The 24,524-nt window shown below is 39.1% G+C and carries 24 protein-coding genes; 4 read left to right on the top strand and 20 right to left on the bottom strand.

Annotated elements, in window-relative coordinates; translation table 11 throughout:
* Window positions 1-205: 205 nt before the first annotated feature.
* The 9 genes from DZB84_RS23015 to DZB84_RS22975 form a co-directional block, all read right to left on the bottom strand.
* Window positions 206-451, bottom strand: coding sequence for a hypothetical protein (locus DZB84_RS23015; protein ID WP_223254538.1), 246 nt, complete (start codon window positions 449-451; stop codon window positions 206-208).
* Between the two features lie 59 nt (window positions 452-510).
* Window positions 511-1,884 (bottom strand): 23S rRNA (uracil(1939)-C(5))-methyltransferase RlmD, encoded by a 1,374-nt coding sequence (rlmD, locus tag DZB84_RS23010; RefSeq protein ID WP_116354640.1) that lies wholly within the window; start codon window positions 1,882-1,884, stop codon window positions 511-513.
* 182 nt (window positions 1,885-2,066) lie between these two features.
* Window positions 2,067-2,285, bottom strand: a complete 219-nt coding sequence (locus DZB84_RS23005) for a hypothetical protein (RefSeq protein ID WP_116354639.1) — start codon at window positions 2,283-2,285, stop codon at window positions 2,067-2,069.
* Window positions 2,286-2,478: 193 nt separating this feature from the next.
* Window positions 2,479-3,390, bottom strand: a complete 912-nt coding sequence (locus tag DZB84_RS23000) for a diacylglycerol kinase (RefSeq protein ID WP_116354638.1) — start codon at window positions 3,388-3,390, stop codon at window positions 2,479-2,481.
* Window positions 3,391-3,600: 210 nt separating this feature from the next.
* Window positions 3,601-4,554, bottom strand: coding sequence for a hypothetical protein (locus DZB84_RS22995; RefSeq protein ID WP_116354637.1), 954 nt, complete (start codon window positions 4,552-4,554; stop codon window positions 3,601-3,603).
* Complete coding sequence (locus DZB84_RS22990) at window positions 4,554-5,648, bottom strand: hypothetical protein (RefSeq protein WP_116354636.1); 1,095 nt, start codon at window positions 5,646-5,648, stop codon at window positions 4,554-4,556. Before DZB84_RS22990 ends, DZB84_RS22995 begins: the two co-directional genes overlap by 1 nt.
* Window positions 5,645-6,088, bottom strand: coding sequence for an anti-sigma factor (locus DZB84_RS22985; RefSeq protein WP_116354635.1), 444 nt, complete (start codon window positions 6,086-6,088; stop codon window positions 5,645-5,647). The genes DZB84_RS22990 and DZB84_RS22985 overlap by 4 nt, the downstream gene beginning before the upstream one ends.
* Complete coding sequence (locus tag DZB84_RS22980; RefSeq protein WP_189655347.1) at window positions 6,089-6,664, bottom strand: RNA polymerase sigma factor; 576 nt, start codon at window positions 6,662-6,664, stop codon at window positions 6,089-6,091.
* Window positions 6,665-6,769: 105 nt separating this feature from the next.
* Window positions 6,770-7,027: a DUF3949 domain-containing protein gene (locus DZB84_RS22975; RefSeq protein ID WP_116354634.1), complete on the bottom strand. Its 258-nt coding sequence runs from the start codon at window positions 7,025-7,027 to the stop codon at window positions 6,770-6,772.
* Between the two features lie 212 nt (window positions 7,028-7,239).
* Between DZB84_RS22975 and DZB84_RS22970 the strand changes: the two genes are divergently transcribed.
* Entirely contained in the window at window positions 7,240-7,893 is a 654-nt protein-coding gene (locus DZB84_RS22970) for a lysozyme inhibitor LprI family protein (protein ID WP_116354633.1), read from the top strand.
* A gap of 57 nt (window positions 7,894-7,950) precedes the next feature.
* Here the strand turns inward: DZB84_RS22970 and DZB84_RS22965 are convergent, their stop codons facing one another.
* From DZB84_RS22965 to gatC, 4 genes are all read right to left on the bottom strand, one after another.
* Window positions 7,951-8,511, bottom strand: coding sequence for a GNAT family N-acetyltransferase (locus DZB84_RS22965; RefSeq protein WP_116354632.1), 561 nt, complete (start codon window positions 8,509-8,511; stop codon window positions 7,951-7,953).
* Window positions 8,512-8,618: 107 nt separating this feature from the next.
* A complete protein-coding gene (gene gatB, locus DZB84_RS22960; RefSeq protein WP_116354631.1) occupies window positions 8,619-10,049 on the bottom strand; it encodes an Asp-tRNA(Asn)/Glu-tRNA(Gln) amidotransferase subunit GatB in 1,431 nt (476 codons plus the stop codon).
* A gap of 15 nt (window positions 10,050-10,064) precedes the next feature.
* Window positions 10,065-11,522, bottom strand: a complete 1,458-nt coding sequence (gatA, locus tag DZB84_RS22955; RefSeq protein WP_116354630.1) for an Asp-tRNA(Asn)/Glu-tRNA(Gln) amidotransferase subunit GatA — start codon at window positions 11,520-11,522, stop codon at window positions 10,065-10,067.
* Between the two features lie 14 nt (window positions 11,523-11,536).
* A complete protein-coding gene (gene gatC, locus DZB84_RS22950; RefSeq protein WP_116354629.1) occupies window positions 11,537-11,827 on the bottom strand; it encodes an Asp-tRNA(Asn)/Glu-tRNA(Gln) amidotransferase subunit GatC in 291 nt (96 codons plus the stop codon).
* A gap of 194 nt (window positions 11,828-12,021) precedes the next feature.
* Here gatC and DZB84_RS22945 point away from each other — a divergent pair, with 194 nt between their 5' ends.
* On the top strand, window positions 12,022-12,339 hold the full coding sequence (locus tag DZB84_RS22945) for a thioredoxin family protein (protein WP_116354628.1): 318 nt from the start codon (window positions 12,022-12,024) through the stop codon (window positions 12,337-12,339).
* 411 nt (window positions 12,340-12,750) lie between these two features.
* Here the strand turns inward: DZB84_RS22945 and putP are convergent, their stop codons facing one another.
* Window positions 12,751-14,265, bottom strand: a complete 1,515-nt coding sequence (gene putP / locus DZB84_RS22940) for a sodium/proline symporter PutP (protein ID WP_116354627.1) — start codon at window positions 14,263-14,265, stop codon at window positions 12,751-12,753.
* Window positions 14,266-14,726: 461 nt separating this feature from the next.
* On the opposite strand from putP, the gene DZB84_RS22935 reads away from it, so the two are divergent.
* Together DZB84_RS22935 and DZB84_RS25085 are read left to right on the top strand one after the other, a co-directional pair.
* Entirely contained in the window at window positions 14,727-15,029 is a 303-nt protein-coding gene (locus DZB84_RS22935) for an iron-sulfur cluster assembly accessory protein (protein WP_116354626.1), read from the top strand.
* A gap of 241 nt (window positions 15,030-15,270) precedes the next feature.
* Window positions 15,271-15,432 carry a hypothetical protein gene (locus DZB84_RS25085; protein ID WP_189655346.1) on the top strand — a complete coding sequence of 54 codons (162 nt, stop codon included), beginning with the start codon at window positions 15,271-15,273 and terminating at the stop codon, window positions 15,430-15,432.
* A gap of 58 nt (window positions 15,433-15,490) precedes the next feature.
* Here the strand turns inward: DZB84_RS25085 and pruA are convergent, their stop codons facing one another.
* The 6 genes from pruA to DZB84_RS22905 all read right to left on the bottom strand — a co-directional run bounded on the left by pruA (window position 15,491) and on the right by DZB84_RS22905 (window position 24,513).
* Window positions 15,491-17,038 carry an L-glutamate gamma-semialdehyde dehydrogenase gene (gene pruA, locus DZB84_RS22930; RefSeq protein ID WP_116354625.1) on the bottom strand — a complete coding sequence of 516 codons (1,548 nt, stop codon included), beginning with the start codon at window positions 17,036-17,038 and terminating at the stop codon, window positions 15,491-15,493.
* A gap of 182 nt (window positions 17,039-17,220) precedes the next feature.
* A complete protein-coding gene (locus DZB84_RS22925) occupies window positions 17,221-18,435 on the bottom strand; it encodes a CamS family sex pheromone protein (RefSeq protein WP_116354624.1) in 1,215 nt (404 codons plus the stop codon).
* A gap of 13 nt (window positions 18,436-18,448) precedes the next feature.
* Window positions 18,449-20,455 (bottom strand): NAD-dependent DNA ligase LigA, encoded by a 2,007-nt coding sequence (gene ligA / locus DZB84_RS22920; protein WP_116354623.1) that lies wholly within the window; start codon window positions 20,453-20,455, stop codon window positions 18,449-18,451.
* Window positions 20,456-20,607: 152 nt separating this feature from the next.
* Window positions 20,608-22,833, bottom strand: coding sequence for a DNA helicase PcrA (pcrA, locus tag DZB84_RS22915; protein WP_116354622.1), 2,226 nt, complete (start codon window positions 22,831-22,833; stop codon window positions 20,608-20,610).
* A gap of 201 nt (window positions 22,834-23,034) precedes the next feature.
* A complete protein-coding gene (gene pcrB / locus DZB84_RS22910; protein ID WP_116354621.1) occupies window positions 23,035-23,721 on the bottom strand; it encodes a heptaprenylglyceryl phosphate synthase in 687 nt (228 codons plus the stop codon).
* A 489-nt stretch (window positions 23,722-24,210) separates the two neighbouring features.
* A complete protein-coding gene (locus tag DZB84_RS22905; protein ID WP_116354620.1) occupies window positions 24,211-24,513 on the bottom strand; it encodes a YerC/YecD family TrpR-related protein in 303 nt (100 codons plus the stop codon).
* Between the last annotated feature and the right edge of the window lie 11 nt (window positions 24,514-24,524).

Raw genomic sequence — 24,524 nt, 5'->3', positions numbered from 1 at the left:
AAATCTAGCCCTATTCAAAAAAATGTAAATGGATAGGTCTATTTGTCATGTTTTCTTTTAATCCCCCAGCCACTAAAATATATATTATAAAACTTTATGGAATAACCACTTGACTAAACGTAAGAAATGTTTGTTTGAAAATAGGATTTCGCAAAAATGGCTGATTAGTACAGATTATTTTTAGAAATTTATCGGGTTGTATATGCTACGGAAGCATATTTAATTTATCGGAATAACGTTTTTCATTAAACGGAACTTGATTTTTTAAGATATCGTACATTTCTTCAACAAGTACCCTGCCTATCATTTCTTTAGATTCTATATCGGAGTAACCCATATCCATTAACCGTTCCATCGTTTCTTTTGTAATCTTTGGATCATTTATTTGGATTTGGTTATCTACAATTTCAAGGATTTTAGACTTTAATTTCAAATTGGCCAATTCTACCACTCCTCCAGTATTTCATCGTTACTCTTCTAGGACGAGACTTTCCACATCCTACAATTTTGTTATTTTAAAACTAATTTGGCTACTGCTTCGCAGTGAACCGTGTGTGGGAACATATCCACTGGTTGTACTTCAGTCGTTTCATATCCACCATCTTCTAGTATCCGTAGGTCCCTTGCAAGTGTTGCTGGGTTACAGGAAACGTACACGACTTTCCGTGGTTTCATTTTTAAAATGGTTTGTAATAATGCAGCATCACAGCCCTTACGTGGAGGGTCAACGACGATCACATCCGCTTTAACCCCATCCTTATACCAGTTCGGGATGACAACCTCAGCTTCTCCAACTGCAAATTCTGCATTATGAATATTATTTAGTGCAGCGTTACGCTTCGCATCTTCAATCGCTTCTGGAACAATTTCGACACCGTATACCTTTTTGGCTTTTTGAGCTAGAAACAACGAGATTGTCCCTATCCCACAATAAGCATCAATAACAGTTTCTTTACCCGTTAACTCCGCATATTCCAATGCTTTATCATAAAGCACTTTTGTTTGCTCCGGATTAACCTGATAAAAAGACCGAGCAGAAATGGCAAATTTGATATCACCAATATTATCGTAAATATACTCTTCGCCCCAAAGGACATTTGTTTCATGACCAAATATCACATTCGTCTGTTTGGGGTTGATATTTTGCACGATTGATTTAACTCCGGGTAACTCGGTGGTAATATCCGAGATGATATTATTTTTATGTGGGAGATCCTTCGTTCTCGTGATCAGAACGACCATTATTTCACCTGAGACAAGACCATAGCGTGCCATGATATGGCGAAGTGTACCCTTGTTGTTTTTTTCATCATAGGCTTGAATCCCATACTTCTCCAAGATTGTTTTTACGGTTTGCACAACCAAATCGTTCTTTTCTTGTTGGATAAGGCATGCTTCCATATCAATAATTTCATGGCTTCGCTGCTGGTAAAATCCTGCTACAAGTCCACCTTCCCTATCTGCTACAGGAACCTGTGCCTTATTCCGATAACGCCAAGGATTTTCCATTCCAAGAACTGGATGAACCTTGATATTTTGGAGCTTTCCAATTCGAGTCAACACTTGCTGGACCTGTTTGTGTTTTGCCACCAACTGACCCTCATAACTTAAATGCTGGAGTTGACAACCTCCGCATTCTTTATATATCGGACAAGGGGCATCGATTCGAAATTTGCTTTTCTCATAGAGCTCGATTAGCCGACCAAAGCCATAGTTTTTCTGCACCTTGATGACTTTGATTTTCGCTTTCTCGTCAGGAAGGCCATTTGGTACAAAAATCGGAAAGCCCTCAATTTTCGCCACGCCCGCCCCATCATGAGTAAGATCCTCAAATGTGACATCATAATATGTGTTTTTTTCAACTGGTGGTTTCAGTTTTGTCATTATGTATTCTTCCTTTGCGTTCAAAATGCTGAACTGATTGTAACATACTGGAGGGTAGTTGTGCCAACCGCTTCGTTATCTTCTAGCAGATACCCCATTTAAGTAATTTTCTTTCATCACAGGATACACTTTAGCCTTGATAAGTAAAACAAAGATAATAAAAGGAACACAAATTATCAGCCCTAGTAAAACAATTGGACATAAATAAACGAACCAATTATAATCGCAATTGAATAAAGAACCGGGATTAGATATACAGGTAAAAAGAGAATATTTACATATACTAACGTAAGGTATTTAGTCTTTTCAATTTTGGAGCCTGCACTCCTACTCTTTTGCTTACACACTTTTATTTCGTTTATTGTCATTTTCACAATATCTACAAACATATTAAGTGTCATTCTATCTACCTCCTTTTCAAAGAATAGATCCTCTATAACATTGTCTTTTCTACAATCTATATAAATATGATTATGGAAACCTCTCATACAGGGCTACAAATTAATAAATTCTATTATAACCTTCTTTTTCCATTATCAATATTGCTTGGTAAAAAGCAAAAAAACCTGACCTAAAGGCCAGATTTTTCTCTACTTACTCTTTATCCATTTTCTCTGCTTTTTCTTTCGATACCAATACATTAATATGCTGATACAAATTCACAAATTCGCCAGGTAGTAAGCCACCATATTCTCCATCCAGATTGATCTGCATCTTTTCTGTTGGGTTTACCTTAACGCGATTTGCTTTTGTGTAAATCACATGCGGGTCATTGATATGCTCTCCGCGTATCGCAAGTGTCGCCACCTTGATGAAATCGGCTAAGTTTGCCTTTTTTAAAATTAACAAATCAAACAATCCATCATTGAGCGATGAATCTGGTGCTAGCTTTTCAAAACCTCCAACAGAATTGGTTAAGGAAACGAGGAATAACATGATCTCGCCCTCATACAGCTTTCCATCATACTCAATGCTAACCTCGGTTGGACGTATAGACGGAAGCATCTCCATCCCTTTTAAATAATACGCAAGCTGTCCTAGCATCGTTTTCAGCTTACTTGGCACCTCATAAGTTAACTCGGTTAACCTTCCTCCGCCGGCAATATTGATAAAATATTTATCATTTATCCGACCTATATCAATCGGAACAGAGTTTCCTTCAATAATTACATCACAAGCACCCTCAATATTTCGAGGCACCCCAATTGCACGGGCAAAGTCGTTAGTTGTACCAACTGGAATAATACCTAAAGTTGGGCGGTATTCCTGTTCGGCCAGACCATTAACAACTTCATTGATCGTCCCATCTCCACCGGCAGCTATAACAAGGTCATACTTCCTTTCAACTGCGATTCGTGCAGCATTGGTTGCATCCCCCGCTCCAGTTGTCGCATGGCATGAGGTTTCATATCCTGCTCTTTCTAATTTCTCTAATACCTCAGGCAAATGCCGTTTGAACAACTCTCTTCCTGAGGTTGGGTTATATATAATACGTGCCCTCTTCATTCTCATCATCCTAAATAAGATAATCAATATCTATGTTACATGATAGCCTATCCAATCGATTTAATCAATTTTGACCTTAGCAAAAAAATCCATTTTTTCACAGTTGTCTCTTATTTCATATATATTCATAAATAGGGTACCCAGCTTGCCCAAATTCTTTTATTTAAAAATGCGCTTGGCCAAAACCAAAACGCACAATTTCCTTCATTCCTACATTTTTTCAACAAGGTTCACAGTCACCAGGTCACTATTAAAAATGGATAACTTATAGGTTCCTTCCCCTAGCTTTTTTGTGCCTCTGTACAATTTTTCTGTCGCGCTTTCCTCATAAACTTCGTCAATCTCGCCTCGTTCCGTTGTATCGATGGTATCCCATGCCATATTTCCGTTACCTAGCTCATTTTTAGAAATCGCAGATAAGAGAATGTTACTTTTTTCACTTACATGAACCGATACATTTGACGCTCCATCTACAACCCAGTTATTTTCAAGGGAACCAGGATAGAGTGAAACATGGTTATCTTGGCCACGAACCTCTAGATGTATTGAAATAGGCACAATAATCGTAGGCTCCATTGTCGTGTATGTAGAAAATGGCCCTGCCTGGTCAGCTGGCTCCTTCAAGGTCACGTACATTGTATCACCAACAGCTTTCGTAAATATATAATCACTTGTTTCCGAAATGATCGGATCAGCTTTTGGGTGAACCGTTGCCTGGTAAACTCCAAACACATGTAATTCATTTTTGGTGGAGCCTTCAATTTTACTAGTTACCCCATTCGTTTCAAGGACAACTCGTTTGATGTCACCTGATAACTTTTCCTCTACAACTGGCAAATCCATTGAACGATGCTCTGCCCCAATCACACCTTCAACCTTATCAACCAAACCTACCGATGACAACAGAGTAAATCCAATCCCAATCGTTCCAATAATCCCTACGAACATAATACTTAAAAAGTCATATTTTACTATCGGATTTTCCTGTTTTGACAAAAAGAGATATACGACAATCTCAATTCCTAAGACGATTAGTATGATTGGCCACCATACAAGGAGTGGCTCCATCATTGGCATTCCCTTAATTTGTGATACAAAAAGGAGAACACCAAGTAAAATCAAAGATAATCCCATCGACACAGAACCAACGCGCCATTTTCTCATTACGCATTCTCCTTCCGTTTTTTACTGCCTACCATGAGCTTCAAGCCACCACCGATTAATAGGATGCAGATGATTGTGCCCTGGAAGTACGTGTAGTAAAAGTATTGGATATCAAAATGAAATACTTTCGCAACCATGGGGCCAACCGTTGGTAAAACTACATTAACAAGCAAATAGTAAAGTCCTAATGCAATTAGCCCAAATCCAACCCATTTTTGGTGGTTTACAATGTAGGAGACCACGGGAACATCCTCAATCTCCTCTTCACCATGCTTTGACACCTTCTGAAGGGCATCGAAAAAGCTATAAAACCAAATGATTGGGATTAAAAACAGGAATAAGGAAAGGCGAAGCACATCTAAAATATAAATTGCGAATAGAAAGGCTGCCATCAGCTGTATTCCCCGTTTTTGTAAACCAAGATACAAGTGCCCAGCCCCTGGGAATATCGCAAGAACCGTTGCGAGCGTTTTGCTTTTACGTCCTTGCTCCCGTCTCGTTTCTTCGAAATCTTCTAAAATTGTCTTATCGACCAATTCTTCTCCACGCTGTTTCTTACTTACAAGCTGAACTGCATCAAACATGTTATATACCCAAATAACTGGGAGAATACCAAGAAACACCATGAATGCCCCTTGATCCGTAAATACCGAAATAAATACAACCATCGTTCCTAACCCAAAAAAACCAATTAGAAAAGTTAAACCACGGTTAATCAAGCCTAGCTGAAAATGCCCCAATCCTGGGATAAATGAAAGGATAATCGTATAGAAACGATCTGAGTCATCAGTTCGAACTGAAACGACTTGCCCTTCTTCTGTTTGGATCACTTGCTGATGTTGATTTTGCTTGTTATTTCGCAAAAGGAAGATAATCATATCGAGCACATTGATTACTCCAACGAAAAATGCAAATATCAGTCCAACGAAAAATGGCTCCTCATACCCTACCATAAACGTTCCGAAGATTCCTATTAAAATTGAGCCAACCGTTCCTGCTCCATAGAGAAACCCTCTTATTTTTCGATTCACATAAAAATGGCCAACACCTGGAATAAATGATAGAAAAAATGCAAGCACTGGATTATAACTCATTTTTCTCCCTCCTCATGTTTTGTTTCGATTATGTCAAACAGCGATAATGCTTTTTCCATTAAATGATTTGAAACAGATTGTTTTTGCTCTGAAAAATTAGATGTTTCAACTACACCGATAATTCCTGTCATACTCTGGAATACCCCGGTGGACATCAAGGTTAAGGTAACAACTGCAGCAATTCCATAATGAAAAATCGGACTTCGTAAAACCGACTCTTTTTGTTTTCCTTTTCTTACCGGAAGCTTTGTGACCACCTCATCTGTAAAGCGATCATTTTCAAGGTTAGGTATCTCCTTAGCATGGTCTTCTATTAACTCCATATAGATTTCTAAACATTGGTCACAGGAAAATAGGTGATTTTCGAGTTCTTCCCGCTTTGGTTCTTCTAGGTGATCCTTTATATACAACAACCACTCTTCATCGCTGAAATGCCTCATTTAAAAATCATCCTCCTTCCAATGTTTCTTCATCCAATTTCGGGCTCGATACAGCTTTGTTTCCACCGTTTTTGGCTCCACCTGCTGTTCCTGAGCAATTTGTTTATAGCTTTTTTCTTCTATGTAGTAGGCCTCAATCACCTTGCGATAATTCACTGGCATATCCTGTAGCCGATTTTTAACCAGTTCTCTTTGTTCCTTTCGTAAAAGTGGGACCACGACATTTTCCTCTGACGGAGAGAGTGCATGAAGAACTTCCGGCTCAAGAATCATTTCTTGTTGCCGCTGTTTTTTCCGTTTCACATCTATTGCATGGTTCACTGCAATCCGTGTAATCCATGCCTTAAAGCCCTGAGCACTGTATTGGGGGAGTGCATAATAGATTTTAAGAAATATTTCCTGAGACGCATCTTCGGCATCCTTTTCATGACGTAGAACCGGATAAATGGCTTTAAATACTAGATTCTTATATTTTTCAATGAATAAGCGAAAGGCATGCTCATCGCCTGCTTTTGCCTTCTCAATCAAAACCTCATCTTGAATCGCACTCTCCCCCTTTCTCTTCTGTCTACCCATATAGACGAACTTACACCTACTATACCCTACAGTTTTTCGAAAAAAATAGTTAAAAAGTTTTTAAGCATAAAAAAGACCCTCTAGAAAGAAGGTCTGCAAAACAAATTATTTATTTCGATGAACGATTTTATAAATTAAGGCTGCGATCAAGGTTGATGGTAAATTTATAGGGTTTCCTTGAAGATTGAATTGTAGTTGCTGTTCTTCAAAGGACATCTCTTCGTACGTTTCATTATGTGTTTTTTTCGTTTTCTTGAATTCTTCCTTCGTTGCCGCTATGTTTCGGTACTGAATCGGAATCATTACTAATACATAAAGAAGAAGAACGCCACCGATCACATAAAAAAGATAACCATCTTCCATTATCATTTCCCCCTTGGTATAAAAATCATATACCTAATTTACGAATAGCACCCTAAGAAGGTTTCATATAATGTCGTTTTTTTAATTTAAACACTCTTCTCTTCCAACCGCCATATTCAAACAAAAAATGACAAATTTATAAGGGAATAATAAGATATTATGTTAAAATATGTATGAGCTGGAGATTTTCATCACAGGAGGAGAGCCATACAATGAATAATTATAGAAAAAACTTAATCTCAATACTGACGGTAATTTTTGTGATTTTTTTGGTAGCTTGTCAAGACTCATCTGAGAAATCAAGTTCCGAGTTAGACAAACCATCTCAAGATAAGCAGACATCTCAAAACAATAATGACAATACTTCTAATGCGGCTTCAACAGAAACTACCTCAAAGACTGACAACATTGAAAAAGACCCCATTGATACAAGCAAAAATGATACAAACGAAAAAGGAGAAACAACAAACAATATACCCGAAAAAGAAGCAAAACTATCTTTAAATGCGACTGCAAGCTTGAAGGATGAGTATCTCAATAAATTAAATGATATTAAAACTGAAACCGATGCAATGGAAGCAACAGATACTTCAACCTTCGCTTTAAAAAAAGTGGAAAACGATCGATGGGAAGCTTGGGATGAATTGTTGAATGAAGTTTATGGAGTCCTAAAGGGGCAACTTACAGCAGAAGAGATGGATCAATTGAGAAATGAGCAACGTGATTGGATAAAATATAGAGATAATAATGCATTACAAGCATCGCAAAAATACAAGGGCGGTACTCAGGAACATTTAGAATATGTAGCTGTACTAGCGGATCTTACAGAAGTAAGATGCTATGAATTAGTTGAAGATTATATGTAAGTGATGAAAGGCATTGCTAGTCAGCAATGCCTTTGTGCTACCGCATATATAAAGTTACTACACTATTTTTGCATAGATACATGTATTTCTTAATTCATTTGTTTCAGGAGACACATCGTCATTTTTTAATATCGCTTCCAACGTAAAGCCTAACTTTTGCGGGATTGCTCTACTCTTCCTATTTTTTTCATCACACCTTATTTCAACTCTTCTCGCATTCAACTCATTGAAAGCAAAATCAGCAATACCCTTAACCGCTTCTGTCATGTATCCTTTTCCACTAAAACGACTATCAATCCAGTATCCTATTTCAAACTTAGGGACAGCCCAATCAATCCTATGTAATCCAGAAGATGCAACGAATTCTCCTGTTTCTTTTAAAAATACTAGTAATCTTAGATCCTCTCTTTTTAAAAAGGATAAATGTGATTCTCTAATATTCAATTCAACATCTTGTTCCGATTGCTCTTTTTGAGCGAAAGGCATCCACGGTTTAAGCTCATTTATCGAAACCTTAATGGCATCATGTACAACTTTCCCGTCTCCCGGTTTCGGCATTCGAATGATTAGTCTTTCAGTGGTAAATTCTTCTGGAAACTCTATAAGCATTGGGTTCATTCTTTTCTCTCCCTTTCCAAAATTAACCTTTTTGGTATCATACGTTTTTTTACCGTTAAAATCAATAATAAAAAGAGACCCACTCTTTTGTAGGTCCCCTTTTGCAATTACAGCTTATTCATTTCTTCAACAAGGATTTTGTTAACCATTTGTGGGTTAGCTTGTCCTTTTGTTTGTTTCATAACTTGACCGACTAGGAAGCCGATTGCTTTTCCTTTTCCGCTCTTATAATCATCAACAGATTGTGGGTTGTTTGCGATAACCTCAACGATGATCTTTGTTAGCGCACCTTCATCCGAAATCTGAACGAGTCCTTTTTCCTTCACGATTGCTTCGGCATCTCCGCCTTTTTCAATTAATTCTTTAAAGACCGTTTTCGCAATCTTGGAAGAAATTGTTCCGTTCTCGATTAGCTTGATCATGCCTGCAAGACTCGCTGGAGTTAAGGCAATTTCATGTAGTTCCTTCTGCTCTGCATTCAGGTAACCAGAAACCTCACCCATAATCCAGTTGGATGCTTGCTTTGCATCTGCACCGTTCGCAACTGTTTCTTCAAAGAAATCTGAAGTTTCTTTCGTAACAGTAAGTACAGCTGCATCATATTCCGGCAGACCAAGTTCTTCGATATAACGTTTTTTACGAGCGTCTGGAAGCTCAGGAATTTCAGCACGAACTCTTTCCATCCATTCATCGTCAATATATAGTTCCACTAAGTCCGGTTCAGGGAAGTAACGGTAATCATCAGAACCTTCCTTAACACGCATTAAAATAGTTGATTTTGACGATTCATCATATCGGCGTGTTTCCTGCTCAATCACGCCACCTGCAGATAATACTTCTGCTTGGCGAATTTCCTCATACTCAAGACCATTTTTAACAAATGCGAATGAGTTCAGGTTCTTTAACTCTGTCTTTGTTCCAAACTCTTTTTGACCGACAGGACGCAATGAGATGTTGGCATCACAACGGAGTGAGCCTTCCTCCATTTTACAGTCAGACACACCTGTATATTGGATGATCGATTTTAATTTTTCCAAATAAGCATATGCTTCTTCAGGCGTACGAATGTCTGGCTCTGATACGATTTCAATCAACGGTGTTCCTTGACGGTTCAAGTCGACCAATGAGTAGCCTCGACCAGAGTGAGTAAGTTTACCGGCATCTTCTTCTAGGTGAAGACGAGTAATCCCTATCTTTTTCTTTTCACCGTTCACTTCAATTTCAATCCAGCCATGCTCACCAATTGGCTTATCAAATTGAGAGATTTGGTAGGCCTTTGGATTATCCGGATAGAAATAGTTTTTACGGTCAAATTTTGTTTCCTGATTAATCTCACAGTTTAAAGCCATGGCAGCCTTCATTGCCCACTCAACGGCTTTTTTATTAATGACTGGAAGAACACCTGGGTATCCTAATTCAACGACACTCGTTAATGTATTTGGAGCAGCCCCGAATTCGTTTGGCGCGCTTGAAAATATTTTTGATTCGGTTTTAAGTTCGACGTGAACCTCCAACCCGATAACTGTTTCAAACTTCATTTTTATTTTCCCCCCTTACAGTTGTGGTTTTTGTTTATGATGATCGGTTGCTTTTTCGAACGCATCTGCAACTCGATAAATGGTGCTTTCATCAAAATGCTTTCCAATAATTTGGAGTCCTAGTGGTAATCCATTTGAAAAACCACATGGAACTGATATTCCAGGTACACCCGCTAGGTTCACTGGGATGGTTAGAATATCATTGGCATACATAGTAAGTGGGTCATCCATGTTTTCACCAATCTTAAATGCTGGTGTTGGTGTGGTAGGTCCAATGATTACATCGTATTTTTCAAATACATCTTCAAAGTCCTTCTTGATTAATGTACGAACTTTCTGCGCTTTTTTATAGTAAGCATCATAATACCCTGAGCTGAGCGCAAACGTTCCAAGCATGATACGACGTTTTACCTCGTCCCCAAAGCCTTCGCTTCTTGTTTGCTTGTACATTTCAATCAGATTTTCGGCATTGTCTGTGCGGTATCCATAACGAACCCCGTCAAAACGCGCAAGGTTTGCAGATGCCTCTGATGATGATAGTAAGTAATAAGTAGCAAGTGCATATTTAGAATGCGGAAGGGATACTTCTTCCCATGTTGCACCAAGTCCTTCAAGAACTTTTAAGGCATCCAGAACAGATTGACGAACTTCCTCAGTTACACCCTCACCAAGATATTCCTTTGGCACAGCGATTTTTAGACCCTTAACATCACCTGTGAGTGCTGATACATAGTTTGGTACGTCCACATTAGCAGAAGTTGCATCCATTGGATCAACCCCAGAAATCGCCTGTAAAAGATAAGCATTGTCCTCAACTGTGCGTGTAAGTGGACCAATTTGGTCTAATGACGATGCAAAAGCAATTAAGCCAAAACGTGATACTCTTCCGTATGTAGGTTTCAAACCAACCACACCACAGAATGCTGCAGGTTGACGAATGGAACCACCTGTATCGGAACCAAGTGAGAATAAGACCTCTCCTGCCGCAACAGCTGCTGCCGAACCACCACTAGACCCTCCTGGAACACGTTCGAGATCCCATGGGTTTTTTGTTGCCTTGAATCCAGAGTTTTCATTTGATGAACCCATTGCAAATTCGTCCATGTTCAGCTTACCGACCGTAACCGTTTGAGCCATCTGAAGCTTTTGGACAGCTGTTGCATCATAAATAGGATCAAAGTTTTCGAGAATTTTACTTGCTGCCGTGGTACGAAGTCCTTTTGTGACGATATTGTCTTTCACACCGATTGGCATACCAAATAGTAGCCCCAGCTCATCGCTGTTTCCAAGCGCTTCATCTAATTGCTTTGCATATCCTCTTGCATTTTCTTCATTTAATGTTAAAAAAGCTTGTACCTTTTCGTCAACCGCGGTGATTCGCTTAAATGATTCGTCCACAAGGTCTGATACTGAAATTTCTTTTTTATGTAAAAGTGAATGTAATTCTGAAACTTTATGATCAAAAAGTGACAACCTTTCTCCCCCCTTTATTCAATGATCGCTGGTACGCGGAATTGTCCGTCCTTTGCATCTGGTGCATTTTTTAATACCTCTTCAACAGGTAAACCTTCTTTTGCGACATCTTCACGCATCACATTTTTCACAGACAGAACATGTGAAGTTGGCTCCACATTTTCTGTATCTAATTCATTTAATTGCTCAGCAAACGAAATAATCCCATCCAGCTGTTGTTGGAACATCTTTGCTTCATCTTCCGTTACAGCTAAACGTGCTAAGTTTGCAACATGTTTTACTTCTTCAATCGAAATCCTCGACATTTCCCTTCACCTCCACCGTCCATACAATATACTGATAATATCAAAAATTACAGGCGTTCGGCAACACTTCCTCCCTCATTCTTCCCGAATTCGAAAAGAACCAACGCGAAAAATTAGGTCGGGCAGATTATTTTTCTTTTCGGTAAGGAATTTGTTATAGTAAGATTGCAATTATTGGATGTGGAGGGATAGAAATGGAAAGAATTACTTCTGTCGAACAATTTAATGAGATTATTCAATCTGAAGGGGCCATTATAAAATTCGATACAACTTGGTGTCCGGATTGCCGACGCCTAGAAGCGTTCATTGGTGAAATTCTTGAAACGCATAACAGTGTTCCTTGGTACAGCATGGACAAGGACGAGTTCCCTGAAATCGCTGAAAAATATAATGTCATGGGAATCCCAAGTCTCCTTTATTATAAAGGTGGAGAAAAGCTTGGCCACTTACATAGTGCGAATGCGAAAACTCCTGAGCAAGTAAATGAATACCTTGAAGGATTAGGGATCTAATATCGTTATAGAAATGCCGTTACTTGTTTGTTGATAATGAGTAACGGCTTAATTTATATGGGTTACATTTCAAATAACGTCTTTTCTCTCTTACATTTGGGCTCTCGTGTAGTTTTTCGAACTTAGGGTGTCCGAATTATCCTCGTATTTGGACTCATGTCAGGGATTTCTTGCTCGTCGTTTCAAAGTCAATGTCGCTTTTGGACTCACAACCTTGATTTTTTCGCTTGACTGTCCAATTCAGCCTTACATTTTGACCCATTAACCAGCTTTTCTCAAAGAACTGTCCAATTCAGCCTCACATTTTGACTCACGACCTTAATTTCCTCGCCAGACTATCTTATACATCAGTCATCTTTCAACCATAACTCAAAAATCCCTCATAATACTATGAGGGATTTTCAACTCAGTCTATGCGTTTTTCAGTTTATCTTTTACCTCGTCAAATTCATCTTGGATTTCTTGAGATGGTGCTTTTGTAACTAAGCTGACGACGATAATCGAAACTAGGGCAAGTAGGAAACCTGGAACGATTTCATACAAGCTAAATGGAATGACGGCTTCTTTTATAACCTCTCCAGCCTCATTCAATTTAGGTGTAGAAAGAATACTCCAGACAACGACTGTAACTGCTCCTACGATCATTCCGGCTAACGCTCCCCAACGATTCATCCGTTTCCAGAATAGGGAGAGAATGATAACAGGACCAAATGCAGCTCCAAACCCTGCCCATGCATAACCCACCAAATCTAATATTTTACTATCACGATCATAACCTAGGAAAATAGCAACTACGGCAATCACAAGAACAGCAATTCTACCAACCCACATTTCTTCTTTTGGACCCGCATTCTTTTTAAAGATTGCTTTATAGAAGTCCTGTGTCAGGGCACTTGAAGAAACAAGCAATTGAGAATCAACTGTACTCATGATCGCTGCAAGAATCGCAGCTAATAAGAATCCAGCCACCCATGGGTTAAATAATACTTGCGAAAATACGATGAATACCGTCTCTGCATTATCTAGTGGGGTATCAGCAAAGTACGCAATACCTGTAAAACCAATAAAGATTGCACCAAATAATGATAAGACCATCCATGTCATCCCGATAAAACGAGCTTTCGGAATTTCTTTTGTTGACTTAATCCCCATAAATCGAACAATAATATGTGGCTGCCCAAAATAACCTAGGCCCCATGCTAACAGTGAAATAATCCCTAATGTCGTCGCTCCAGACATGACATCTAAATAAGCTGGATCAATGGCCCCAATCTTATTTACTGTCTCTCCCCATCCACCTAATTCAAAGATAGTGACAATCGGAATAATGATTAATGCTAAGAACATCAAGATCCCTTGAACAAAATCGGTCCAGCTTGCAGCTAAGAAACCACCAAAGAATGTATAGGAAAGGATAACACCGGCCCCAACCCATAAGGCGAGTTCATAGTCCATCTTAAATGAGCTTTCTAAAAGAATTGCTCCACCGACAAGACTTGCAGAAGTATAGAAGGTAAAAAACACTAAGATAACAACCGCGGAAATAACACGTAGAAGTTTTGAATTGTCACGGAATCGGTTCTCAAAATAATCGGGTACCGTAATCGAGCCCTTTGATACCTCTGTATACACTCGGAATGGCTTCGCAATAAATTGCCAGTTCAAGTAAGCACCTATCGATAAACCAACGGCAAGCCAAATTTCGCCCATTCCACTAGCATACAATGCACCAGGCAAACCAAGCATGAGCCAACTACTCATATCAGACGATCCAGCACTTAATGCAGCAACTCCAGCACCTAGTCGTCTTCCTCCTAGTACATAGTCTGTTAGATTTTTTGTCATTCTTGCAGCCAGAATACCAATGACTAGCATCCCTACAAGATAAATAATAATGGCTGTTAACGTTTGTGGATTAATATCCATGTTTAGACATCCTCTCCTTTGTCAGTAAATAATGTGATTGCTGATAATACGATTAACGAAAGCATTGGCACGAACAACCAAAACCAGGTGGCACCTGTTAAACCATATTCCACACTTTCACCCCTCTTCTTGTTTTTTTCTATCCTTATGCAGCTATATACAATTTCATGATAATTCCTACTTTTCGATAATAACTGCACATCACAAAAATCACCAATTAATCGTAACACAATATCTTTTACTGAACAGATTGAATTTTTAGAATCCAAATTACTTATGTATAATTATTCATGTTTTTAGATTAAATTTGCAATATAAATCTAATAATCTAATATCTATTCATGAAAACTAATAAAATTAAATTGAGCTTTTTTCTAAAAAAAGCTATATATTTGTTATTTTTCAGAAATACTGAGAAAATAAGTAGTATAAAATTTTAAATTGGAAATGGGAGAATCAGGATGAACGTAAAAATTAATCGTAATGCGGCAAAAGTAATGCAGAAAATGCTCGAAAGTGACGAATCAGAAGGAAAAATGCTTCGTGTTATTATCACAGAACATCATGGTAACCACGCCCATTATGCCCTTCAATTTGATAACCCAACGGAGCACGACGAAATTGTTAAAACCGATAAAGGTGTTGAGGTCCTTCTTGATACGAGGGATGCAGAATTTTTAGATGGCATTTGGATCCAATTTTTCTACGTTCCTGAAGAACAATTTGTGATCACAAATCCGAAAAAAGGGCATCATCACCATTAAAAACAGCTAGAACCGGCGCGGAAATTTTCCACGCCTTTTTTGTTTGCTCTCATTCAGTCAAGAGACATTCCTACCAGTTTCAATGACGTTTTCATTATCATTTTCTATAAAATGTAAATAGTTTGTATATTTACTGTAAAACAAGTCTTTTACTGGATTGTCTGTTGTATATTGTATCTAGATTGGCAGCTTGGTCAGCCAATCAAAAAAATACTTATATTATCTGGAGGTAGAGTAACCAATGAAAAAAAACCTAATGTTTAAAATTGGAGCATCCCTACTAGCAATTTTCTTAATGACAGCATGTAGCAGTGAAGACACTGATACTGATCAAGAGCAGCCAGATACAGAACAAACCGATCAAACAGAAACAGAAGATGGAGCAGAAGAGGATACAGAATAAGCAAGTGAGTCCCTATTTAAATAACTCCCACTCTACGATAAGAGTGGGAGTTTCATTTTTACAGCATTTCTGAAGTTGTTTTTGCTTGCATATGCAGGATTAGGTAGTCTGGGCCTCCTGCTTTTGAGTCAGTTCCAGACATATTGAAGCCACCAAATGGTTGATAGCCAACAATGGCACCAGTACATCCACGATTGAAGTAAAGATTACCCACGTGGAAATCTTCCTTTGCTTTTTCGATATTAGCTCGGTTGTTTGAGATCACTGCACCTGTTAGTCCATACTCTGTGTTATTTGCAATGTCAATGGCATGATCGAAATCCCGTGCTTTACAGAATGCCACAACAGGGCCAAAGATTTCCTCTTTCATAATGCGCGCATCCTCGGCTACATCAGCGAAGATTGTTGGTTGGATGAACCAGCCTTTAGAGTCGTCCCCTTCTCCGCCATGAAGAAGTTTCCCTTCGTTCTTTCCAATTTCAACATAGCCCATAATCTTGTCATACGCACCTTGGTCATTTACAGGTCCCATATATGTTGCCTTTTGTGTAGGGTCACCTACTGTTAATTCTTTTGTTAACTCAACTGCACGATTTAGAACCTCATCATATACATCTTCCACTACAACTGCTCGTGAACATGCTGAACATTTTTGTCCAGAGAATCCAAATGCAGATGCAACAATTGATCTAGCCGCAAGTTCTAAATCTGCTTCCTTATCAACAACAATGGTATCCTTACCGCCCATCTCAGCAATGACGCGTTTTAACCAGATTTGGCCTTCATTTAATTTAGCAGCTCGCTCGTAGATTCGTAGACCAACATCACGTGAACCTGTAAAACTAATAAAGCGAGTTTTCGCGTGATCAACTAAGTAGTCACCAACTTCAGAACCACTTCCTGGGATATAGTTAACAACCCCTGCAGGTAATCCTGCTTCTTCAAGAACCTCCATGAATTTCGCAGCAATAACTGGAGTTGTACTAGCTGGTTTAAGTAATACCGTGTTACCTGAAACTAAGGCAGCCGTTGTCATGCCCGCCATAATTGCAAATGCGAAGTTCCAAGGCGATATGACAACCCCAACACCTAGTGGGATGTAGGTAAAACGATTATGCTCAATTGGACGGCTTTCTACTGGAATGCCATCCTTTAATTTCAACATTTGACGTCCATAGTACTCCATGAAGTCAATTGCTTCTGCAGTATCTGCGTCCGCTTCATTCCATGGTTTACCCGCTTCTTTTACAAGAATTGCAGAAAACTCATGTTTGCGACGACGTACAATCGCTGCAGCTTTAAAAAGAATATTAGCACGCATTTCTGGGCTTGATTTTCTCCATGTTTGGAAAGTTTCAAACGCAACCTGCATGGCCTTTTCAGCTAACTCGCGATTAGCTTTTGAAACTCGACCCACAACCTCTTCCTTGTTTGCAGGATTAACAGAGACGATTTTATCTTCGGTTGAAATGCGTTCACCACCAATGATTAAATCATAATCATTGCCTAAATATGCTTCAACAGTTTTAAGGCCGGCCTCAAACGCTTTCTTATTTTCATCAATTGAAAAATTCGTAAATGGTTCATGTTTATATGGTACTACCATTCTACTCCGCCTCCCTTATAGTCTTAAAATGTAACAATATCATTCTACTAAAATAAAGCGCTTTCTTCAAATGATATTCTGCCCTTATGGTAATTCGATAATTTTCGAGTAGTTTCAATAAATGACGACTACAAAACGAAAAAACAAGACCTACCGCAAATGGGTAGATCTTGTTTCATAGTTTAATTATAAACATGGACAATCGGTTCACTTTCACCTGCATCCCGAACGATGACACTTTCTGCACCACTTTCAGATTCGATATAAACCTGAAGTGATATATAGTTATCAAAGTGCTCCATAATGAGGCCTGTTACATATTGTGTAAATCCTATTACCTCGGCTTTTCCATAGAATTGCATCGGAATGGTTAACGTTAGCTCCTTTAATTCTTCATCCTTGTAAAAGCCTTTTCCGACAACTGCTGTGAAATTCGGGAAAAAATCTGCAATTGCATCTGAAAAGTTTTGGACCATTAAGGCATCCTCAGGATAATTGCTTTTTGCATCGTTTGATGGGAAGAAGTAATACTTTTCATTAATCGTTTCCCATTTCCCTATTTTGGAGGAATTCGCGTCTACTTTTGCCTTCATTATAAAATTACCCGGAGCAACGGAACTAGCCGCCTCCTGTTTAAATAATGCAACCACGATAGGAATATCGCGAATACTTTCATATTCTTTTTGGGTTCGAATTCGGTTAATAATCTCCTCGGCTGCTTTTTTACCTTCTCTTTCAATATCAGTATCTGAAATTTTTATATCTCTTGGATAGCCACCCATCGCGGCTGGGAGATTATAATAGTGATGAGAGTTCATCCCTATCCCAATCATAATCCCGCCAACCTCTAATTTATCCTCGTTATTTTTAATTAAATAATTCTGCTCCGTAATTGCCCCAATATAAATCGGGCTCTTCTGCATCGCCGCTTCATATCCAGGATCCTCATTTGATGTATCAAAAATCGGGTTTAGCCCTTCGTTTGGCAATGTTTTTGGGTTTTTCGGGTTTTTTGCCACTTCATACGCTTTTTGCTGAGCATCGGATCGTTTTCTTTTTAACCAATCTTGTACCGTATTTTTTTCTAAATACTGACCTTCCTGAAAAAAGTATTTATCCGATGGGAATGAATCCTGAGCGATTCGCATCAACCCCGTCTCAAATTCATCAATATCCAAACGATTGTTAATATATGCTGAGACAATCCCTCGTGCTTTGCCTGTTTTATAAGGGATGACCGCCTTATAGTAGGAATCTGAAATATTATATCTAGGTATAATCGCCTTTTCCGCTTTTTTGTCTGAATCCTGAACGACCTCTGTCTCTTGTCCAAATTTCGGTGCACATCCAGATAAAAGAAGCAGCATCGCCAAACCTAGAATGTATAGGTTTCTCACGTTCGAACACCTCTTACTTCCTTAGTTCTTGTACCAGTCTGTCCTCGTCCCAAATCTCAATTTGCAAGTCTTGCGCTTTTGTAAGCTTTGATCCTGCTGCTTCACCTGCAACTAAAAGATCTGTGCTTTTACTTACGCTACCTGTCACTTTTCCTCCAAGGGCCTCAATTTCTGCCTTTGCTTCATTTCTAGTTAATTGCTCAAGCTTACCTGTGAGGACGATGGTCTTTCCAGCAAAGTAGGAATCACTATCCTCCACTGATACAAGCTTAGGGCCTTTATACTCCATATTTATTCCATATTCACGCAGTTCATTCAAAAGTTCATGAACCTCTGGTTGCTCGAAATAGGTGACAACTGCATCTGCCATTTTTTCACCAATTTCGTTAATGGATGTCAGTTCTTCCCGAGTTGAAATTTGTAGCTTCTCCATTGTTTCAAAATGCTGTGCCAAGGTCTTTGCAGCCTTTGCCCCGACATGGCGAATTCCTAAACCAAATAAAAGCTTTTCTAAAGAATTTGATTTCGATACCTCAATAGCCGCTAGCAAGTTATCAGCTGATTTTTCACCCATACGCTCAAGATTGATTAGCTGTTCCTTTGTCAATGTGTAGATATCAGCTACATCGGTGATTAATTTTTCATCAAACAATTGTGAAATAACCTTTTCTCCTAGACCGTCAATATTCATCGCATTACGAGATACGAAATGAATCAAGCCTTCCCTAATCTGGGCAGGGCATTTCGGGTTAATACAGCGTAAAGCGACCTCTTCGTCTAAGCGGACTAACTCACTATCACAGTCAGGACAATGTGTCGGCATGAAGAATTCTAGCTCTTCACCACTCCGTTTTTCAACAAGAACATTCACAACCTCCGGAATGATGTCTCCCGCTTTTTTCACAACAACATAGTCCCCAATTCGGATATCCTTTTCCCGGATTAAATCCTCATTATGAAGGGATGCCCGCTGAACAGTTGTACCCGCAACACGAACAGGCTCTAAGATGGCTGTTGGCGTAATGACTCCCGTTCTCCCCACACTTAATTCGATATCAATTAATTTTGTAACAACCTCTTCTGCCGGAAACTTATAGGCGATCGCCCAACGTGGACTTTTTGCTGTAAAACCGAGCTCATCCTGTTGGTCGAATGAATCAACCTTTATTACAATTCCATCAATATCATACGCAAGGGATGGACGCTTTTCTGTCCATTCTGAGATGTATTCAAGAACTTCCTCGATAGTCGCACATTTTCTGCGTTCTGGATTTGTTTTAAAGCCTACTTCATCAAGCATATCAAGCCCTTCACTATGTGAATCAACGCCTAAATTCGTAGTGTCCGCAATAGCATATAAAAAGATATCGAGATTCCGACTTGCGGCAGTTTTTGGGTCAAGCTGCCTTAATGAACCTGCTGCTGCATTCCGTGGATTAGCAAATGGTTCCTCCTCGTTTTCAAGTTTTGCAGCATTTAGCTTTTCAAATGACTTTCTAGGCATGAACGCCTCCCCGCGCACCTCAATATCAAGTGGCTTCTTTAAACGAAGAGGAATAGAACGAATGGTCTTTAAGTTAACGGTAATGTCTTCTCCAATTGTTCCATCACCACGTGTTGACCCTTGGACAAAGCGCCCTTGTTCATAGCGAAGTGACACTGCAAGACCATCAATCTTTAGCTCACACACATAGGAAATTGAATCACCAACTGCCTGTCTGGCACGACGGTCAAAATCACGTAAATCCTGCTCATTGAAGGCATTTCCTAGACTTAGCATCGGAATACGATGCTCTACTTTTTGAAAGGATTCAAGAACCTGTCCACCGACGCGGACTGTAGGAGAATCCCCCGTCTTCAATTCCGGAAAATCCTCCTCAAGCTGAATCAATTCCCGCATTAACCGATCATATTCCGCATCCGGTACAGAAGGCTTATCCAACACGTGGTATTCATAATTGTACTGATTTAAAAGCTCATGTAGTTCATGAACTCTGGTTTGTGCTGCTGTTGTGTCCATTCACCCTATCCTCTCTTTCATCAAATTCGCCTTGGCGTATTTGCGCCCAGATTTTTTCGAGCTTGCTCGAAAAGTTTCCTTTGAAAATCTGTGGCATCCGCCGGAGGCTTTAATTTTAATCAGCAGAAGTTTAGGACTTTTGCTGTTTAAAGTTAAGACTTTGTAATTGGAGCAAATTTTGCAAGCAATCGTTTGATTCCTGTTGGACTAGGGAATGCAATGTCCAATTCCTTTGATTCCCCTTCTCCTTTTACACTAACAACCGTACCAATTCCCCATTTTTTATGTTCAGCCTTGTCGCCAACCTTCCAGCCTATTTCATCTCCACCCGTTGACTGTGCAATTGGTTTTGAGAAAACTCTTCGTTCAGGTTGTCTAGTAGGTGAAGATGAGGAGGAAAACGGAGTACGCATTTGCTGTTTACGTTGTGCCCCCAAATCTTCAAGAAGATCTTCCGGAATTTCCGCAATAAATCGTGATACAGGATTCATTGAAGTCCGACCATATAAAGTTCTCATTTGAGCATTCGATATATATAGCTCTTCTTCTGCCCTTGTGATCCCTACATAAGCAAGTCGGCGCTCTTCCTCCATTTCAGCCTCTTCCATTAGGGAGCGACTGTGTGGAAATACTCCTTCTTCCATTCCCATTAAAAAGACAACTGGGAACTCAAGTCCTTTTGCTGAGTGCAAGGTCATGAGAACAACTGCATTATTTTTATCATTTTCATCTTCTTCAAGCTTATCAATGTCTGCTACCAATGCTAAATCGGTTAAGAACGCCACGAGGCTCTTATCATCGTTTGCCTTCTCAAAATTTTGGGTAACAGATAAAAATTCTTCGATGTTTTCGATTCGACTTTGAGATTCAAGTGTTTTTTCTGTCTTTAATGCTTCTAAGTAACCGGTTTTCTCTAACACACTTTCAACCAATTCAGTCACTGATAAATAATCCTGCATTTGGTCCCAATTATTAATTAAATCGCGAAACTCACGTAACGAATTGGTTATTTTCGCGCTTAAACCAATTTGCTCAACCTCTTGCAATGCTTGGAAAATAGAAAGGTCCTGGGCAATTGCATAGTTAGCAATTTTATCAATAGAGGTCGCACCAATTCCACGCTTCGGCACATTAATAATTCTCGTTAAACTAATATCATCATCTGGATTTGCAATAACGCGTAAGTACGCCAAAATATCCTTGATTTCTTTGCGGTCATAGAACTTAATACCACCGACGATTTGGTAGTTGATATTTGATTTGAGTAAAACTTCCTCCATTACACGGGATTGTGCGTTGGTTCGATATAAAATCGCGATATCTTTATAGGAACGTTTTCCGCCATCTACAAGCTCACGTATTTTTCCTGCCACAAACTGGGCTTCTCCTGACTCGCTGTCCGCACGGTAATAAAAAATCTTATTCCCTTCATCATTTTCAGTCCAAAGATTTTTTGCTTTACGATTCATATTGTTTTGAATGACTTTGTTTGCGGCCTTTAGGATTCGTTGCGTTGAACGATAATTTTGTTCAAGAAGAATCACTTTTGCATTTTTGTAGTCTTTTTCAAATGAAAGGATATTGGCAATATCCGCGCCACGCCAACGATAGATTGACTGATCAGAATCACCTACTACACATAAGTTCTTAAAACGTGATGCAAGGAGCTTAACAAGGATATACTGGGCGCGGTTTGTATCCTGATACTCGTCCACATGAATATATTGAAACTTACGTTGATAGAATTCGAGCACTTCCGGAACCCGCTTGAAAAGTTGAATCGTCGTCATAATGAGGTCATCAAAATCGAGTGCCTGGTTTTTGCGAAGTCTTTTTTGATACAACTTATAGACATCACTTACGATTTGCTCGTACATACCACCCGCTGTTTTCTCATAGTCCTCAGGTGTTTGCAATTCATTTTTGGCACTGCTAATTGTACCCAGAATCGAACGTGGATCAAATTTCTTCGGATCGATGTTTTTCTCTTTTAAAATATTTTTGATAACCGAAAGCTGGTCGGTTGTGTCCAAAATTGAAAAATTACGATTGAACCCCAAACGGTCGATATCTCTTCGTAAAATTCGAACGCACATAGAGTGGAACGTTGAAATCCAAATGTCCTCAGCTGCACCGCCTAAGATCCCTTGAACACGCTCCTTCATTTCTCTTGCTGCCTTGTTTGTGAAGGTAATCGCTAAAATATTCCAAGGCGCTACTTGCTTTTCCACCATTAAATATGCAATACGGTGTGTCAGAACCCGTGTCTTTCCACTTCCCGCACCTGCCATTATTAGGAGTGGACCATCAGTTGCTTTAACAGCTTCTTGCTGTTGTTCGTTTAATCCTGCTAATAATTTATTGCTGATAAATTGCAATTTCTTCACCGTCCTATAATCAAATACGCCTTGGCGTATTTGCGCCCAGATTTTTTTGAGCTCGCTCAAAAAACTTCCACTAAAAAATCTGAGGCATCCGCCGGAGGCTATAACTTTATTCAGAGGGAGATAACTCCATCTGAATAAAGTTATATCGTACATACGTTCTATTTTAGCCGATTTTTAACTAAATTTCCACGTTTATCCCTTAACAGCATGTACTGTTTTTAAGGCTTTATTTATATCTTCATAAATAATATTTCCAACGACAACGGTGTCTGCTCGCTCGGCCATTTCTTTTGCCTGTTCAGGTGTCTTGATCCCACCGCCATAAAACAGTTTTGTTGTTTGTAGGTTATTTTTAACGGACTCGACGATATCCTTATCGCCATAGGTCCCGCTATATTCTAGGTAAAAAATAGGGAGCGAAAACATTTTTTCCGCCATTGTCGCATAGGCTACAATATCATCCTTGCTTAAGGCTGTATTGGCACCCGTTTGCTTAGCAGCCTTGCAGTCTTCGTTGAGGATGCAGTATCCCTGCATAATCATTTCATCCCAATTCATAACATCTCCATATTCCTTAACTGCCTCATGGTGCAGGCCCATCATCCATCTTGTGTCGCTGCAATTCAAAACAGTTGGAATAAAATATAAATCAAAGCCAGGTGTGACTGACTCTATGTTCGAAATTTCTAAAACCACAGGGACAGTATAGCGTCGGATTCGAGACATTAGCTGAAGGACATTGTCTAGTGTCACTCCGTCAGTTCCGCCCACGATAATCGCATCTGTACCAGATTCACAAATTGCATCTAAATGTTCCTCGCTGATTTCCTTATTCGGATCCAGCTTAAAAACATGTCTCCATTCTCTAAAATCATACATGAAGATCCTCCATTCATCATTCCATTCCTCCATTATAACAAAACTACACGCATCTATTAATACCTAGGTGTATTTCATTAAAAATGAGTTTTTATGGGTGATTTTCAGGAGAAAAACATTATTAGATACGACTTTTGGATAATGCTGGTAACACCCTTGTCTTAAACAATGTTTATGAACACGCCTTTGGATATTGTTGGTAATACCCTTAACTTAAACATCAAATATGACTACACTTTTGGTTAATACTGGCAATACCCTTAACTTAAACATCAAATATCACCATACTTTTGGATAAAAACGGTAATACCCTTGTTATAATCCTCACTTATGCACTGAAATTTTCATCAATTTGGTAATTATTCTCCAAATATAACAGCTTATTTGAATAATATCGAAAATACCTTAACAAAAGCAAAAAAAACCTCTTATACCCTTCTAGTTATAAAAGAAAAAAGCCGAAACCCCAAGGTTCCGACTTCCCTATCTTTATTGTTTTTCCACTTCTTTTACACGGTCTAATGCCATTTGATAGGCATCATTCCCATAGTTCAAGCATCGCTTGACACGAGAAATCGTTGCTGTACTAGCTCCTGTTTCCGTTTCAATCTTATGGTACGTGTTACCCTCTTGAAGCATTCTTGCAACTTCAAGGCGTTGAGCCAATGATTGAATTTCATTTACAGTACATAAATCATCAAAGAATCGATAGCACTCTTCAAGATCTTTTAGTGAAAGGACTGCATTAAATAATTGATCAAGTTCTTTCCCACGTAATTTATCAATTTGCATATAGATTGTAT

Source organism: Bacillus sp. HNG (assembly GCF_003400205.1).
In the GTDB taxonomy this organism is placed as follows: Bacteria; Bacillota; Bacilli; order Bacillales; family Bacillaceae_L; genus Ferdinandcohnia.
The sequence above is the reverse complement of the archived record's forward strand: the minus strand, read 5'-3'. Positions and strand labels throughout refer to the sequence as shown.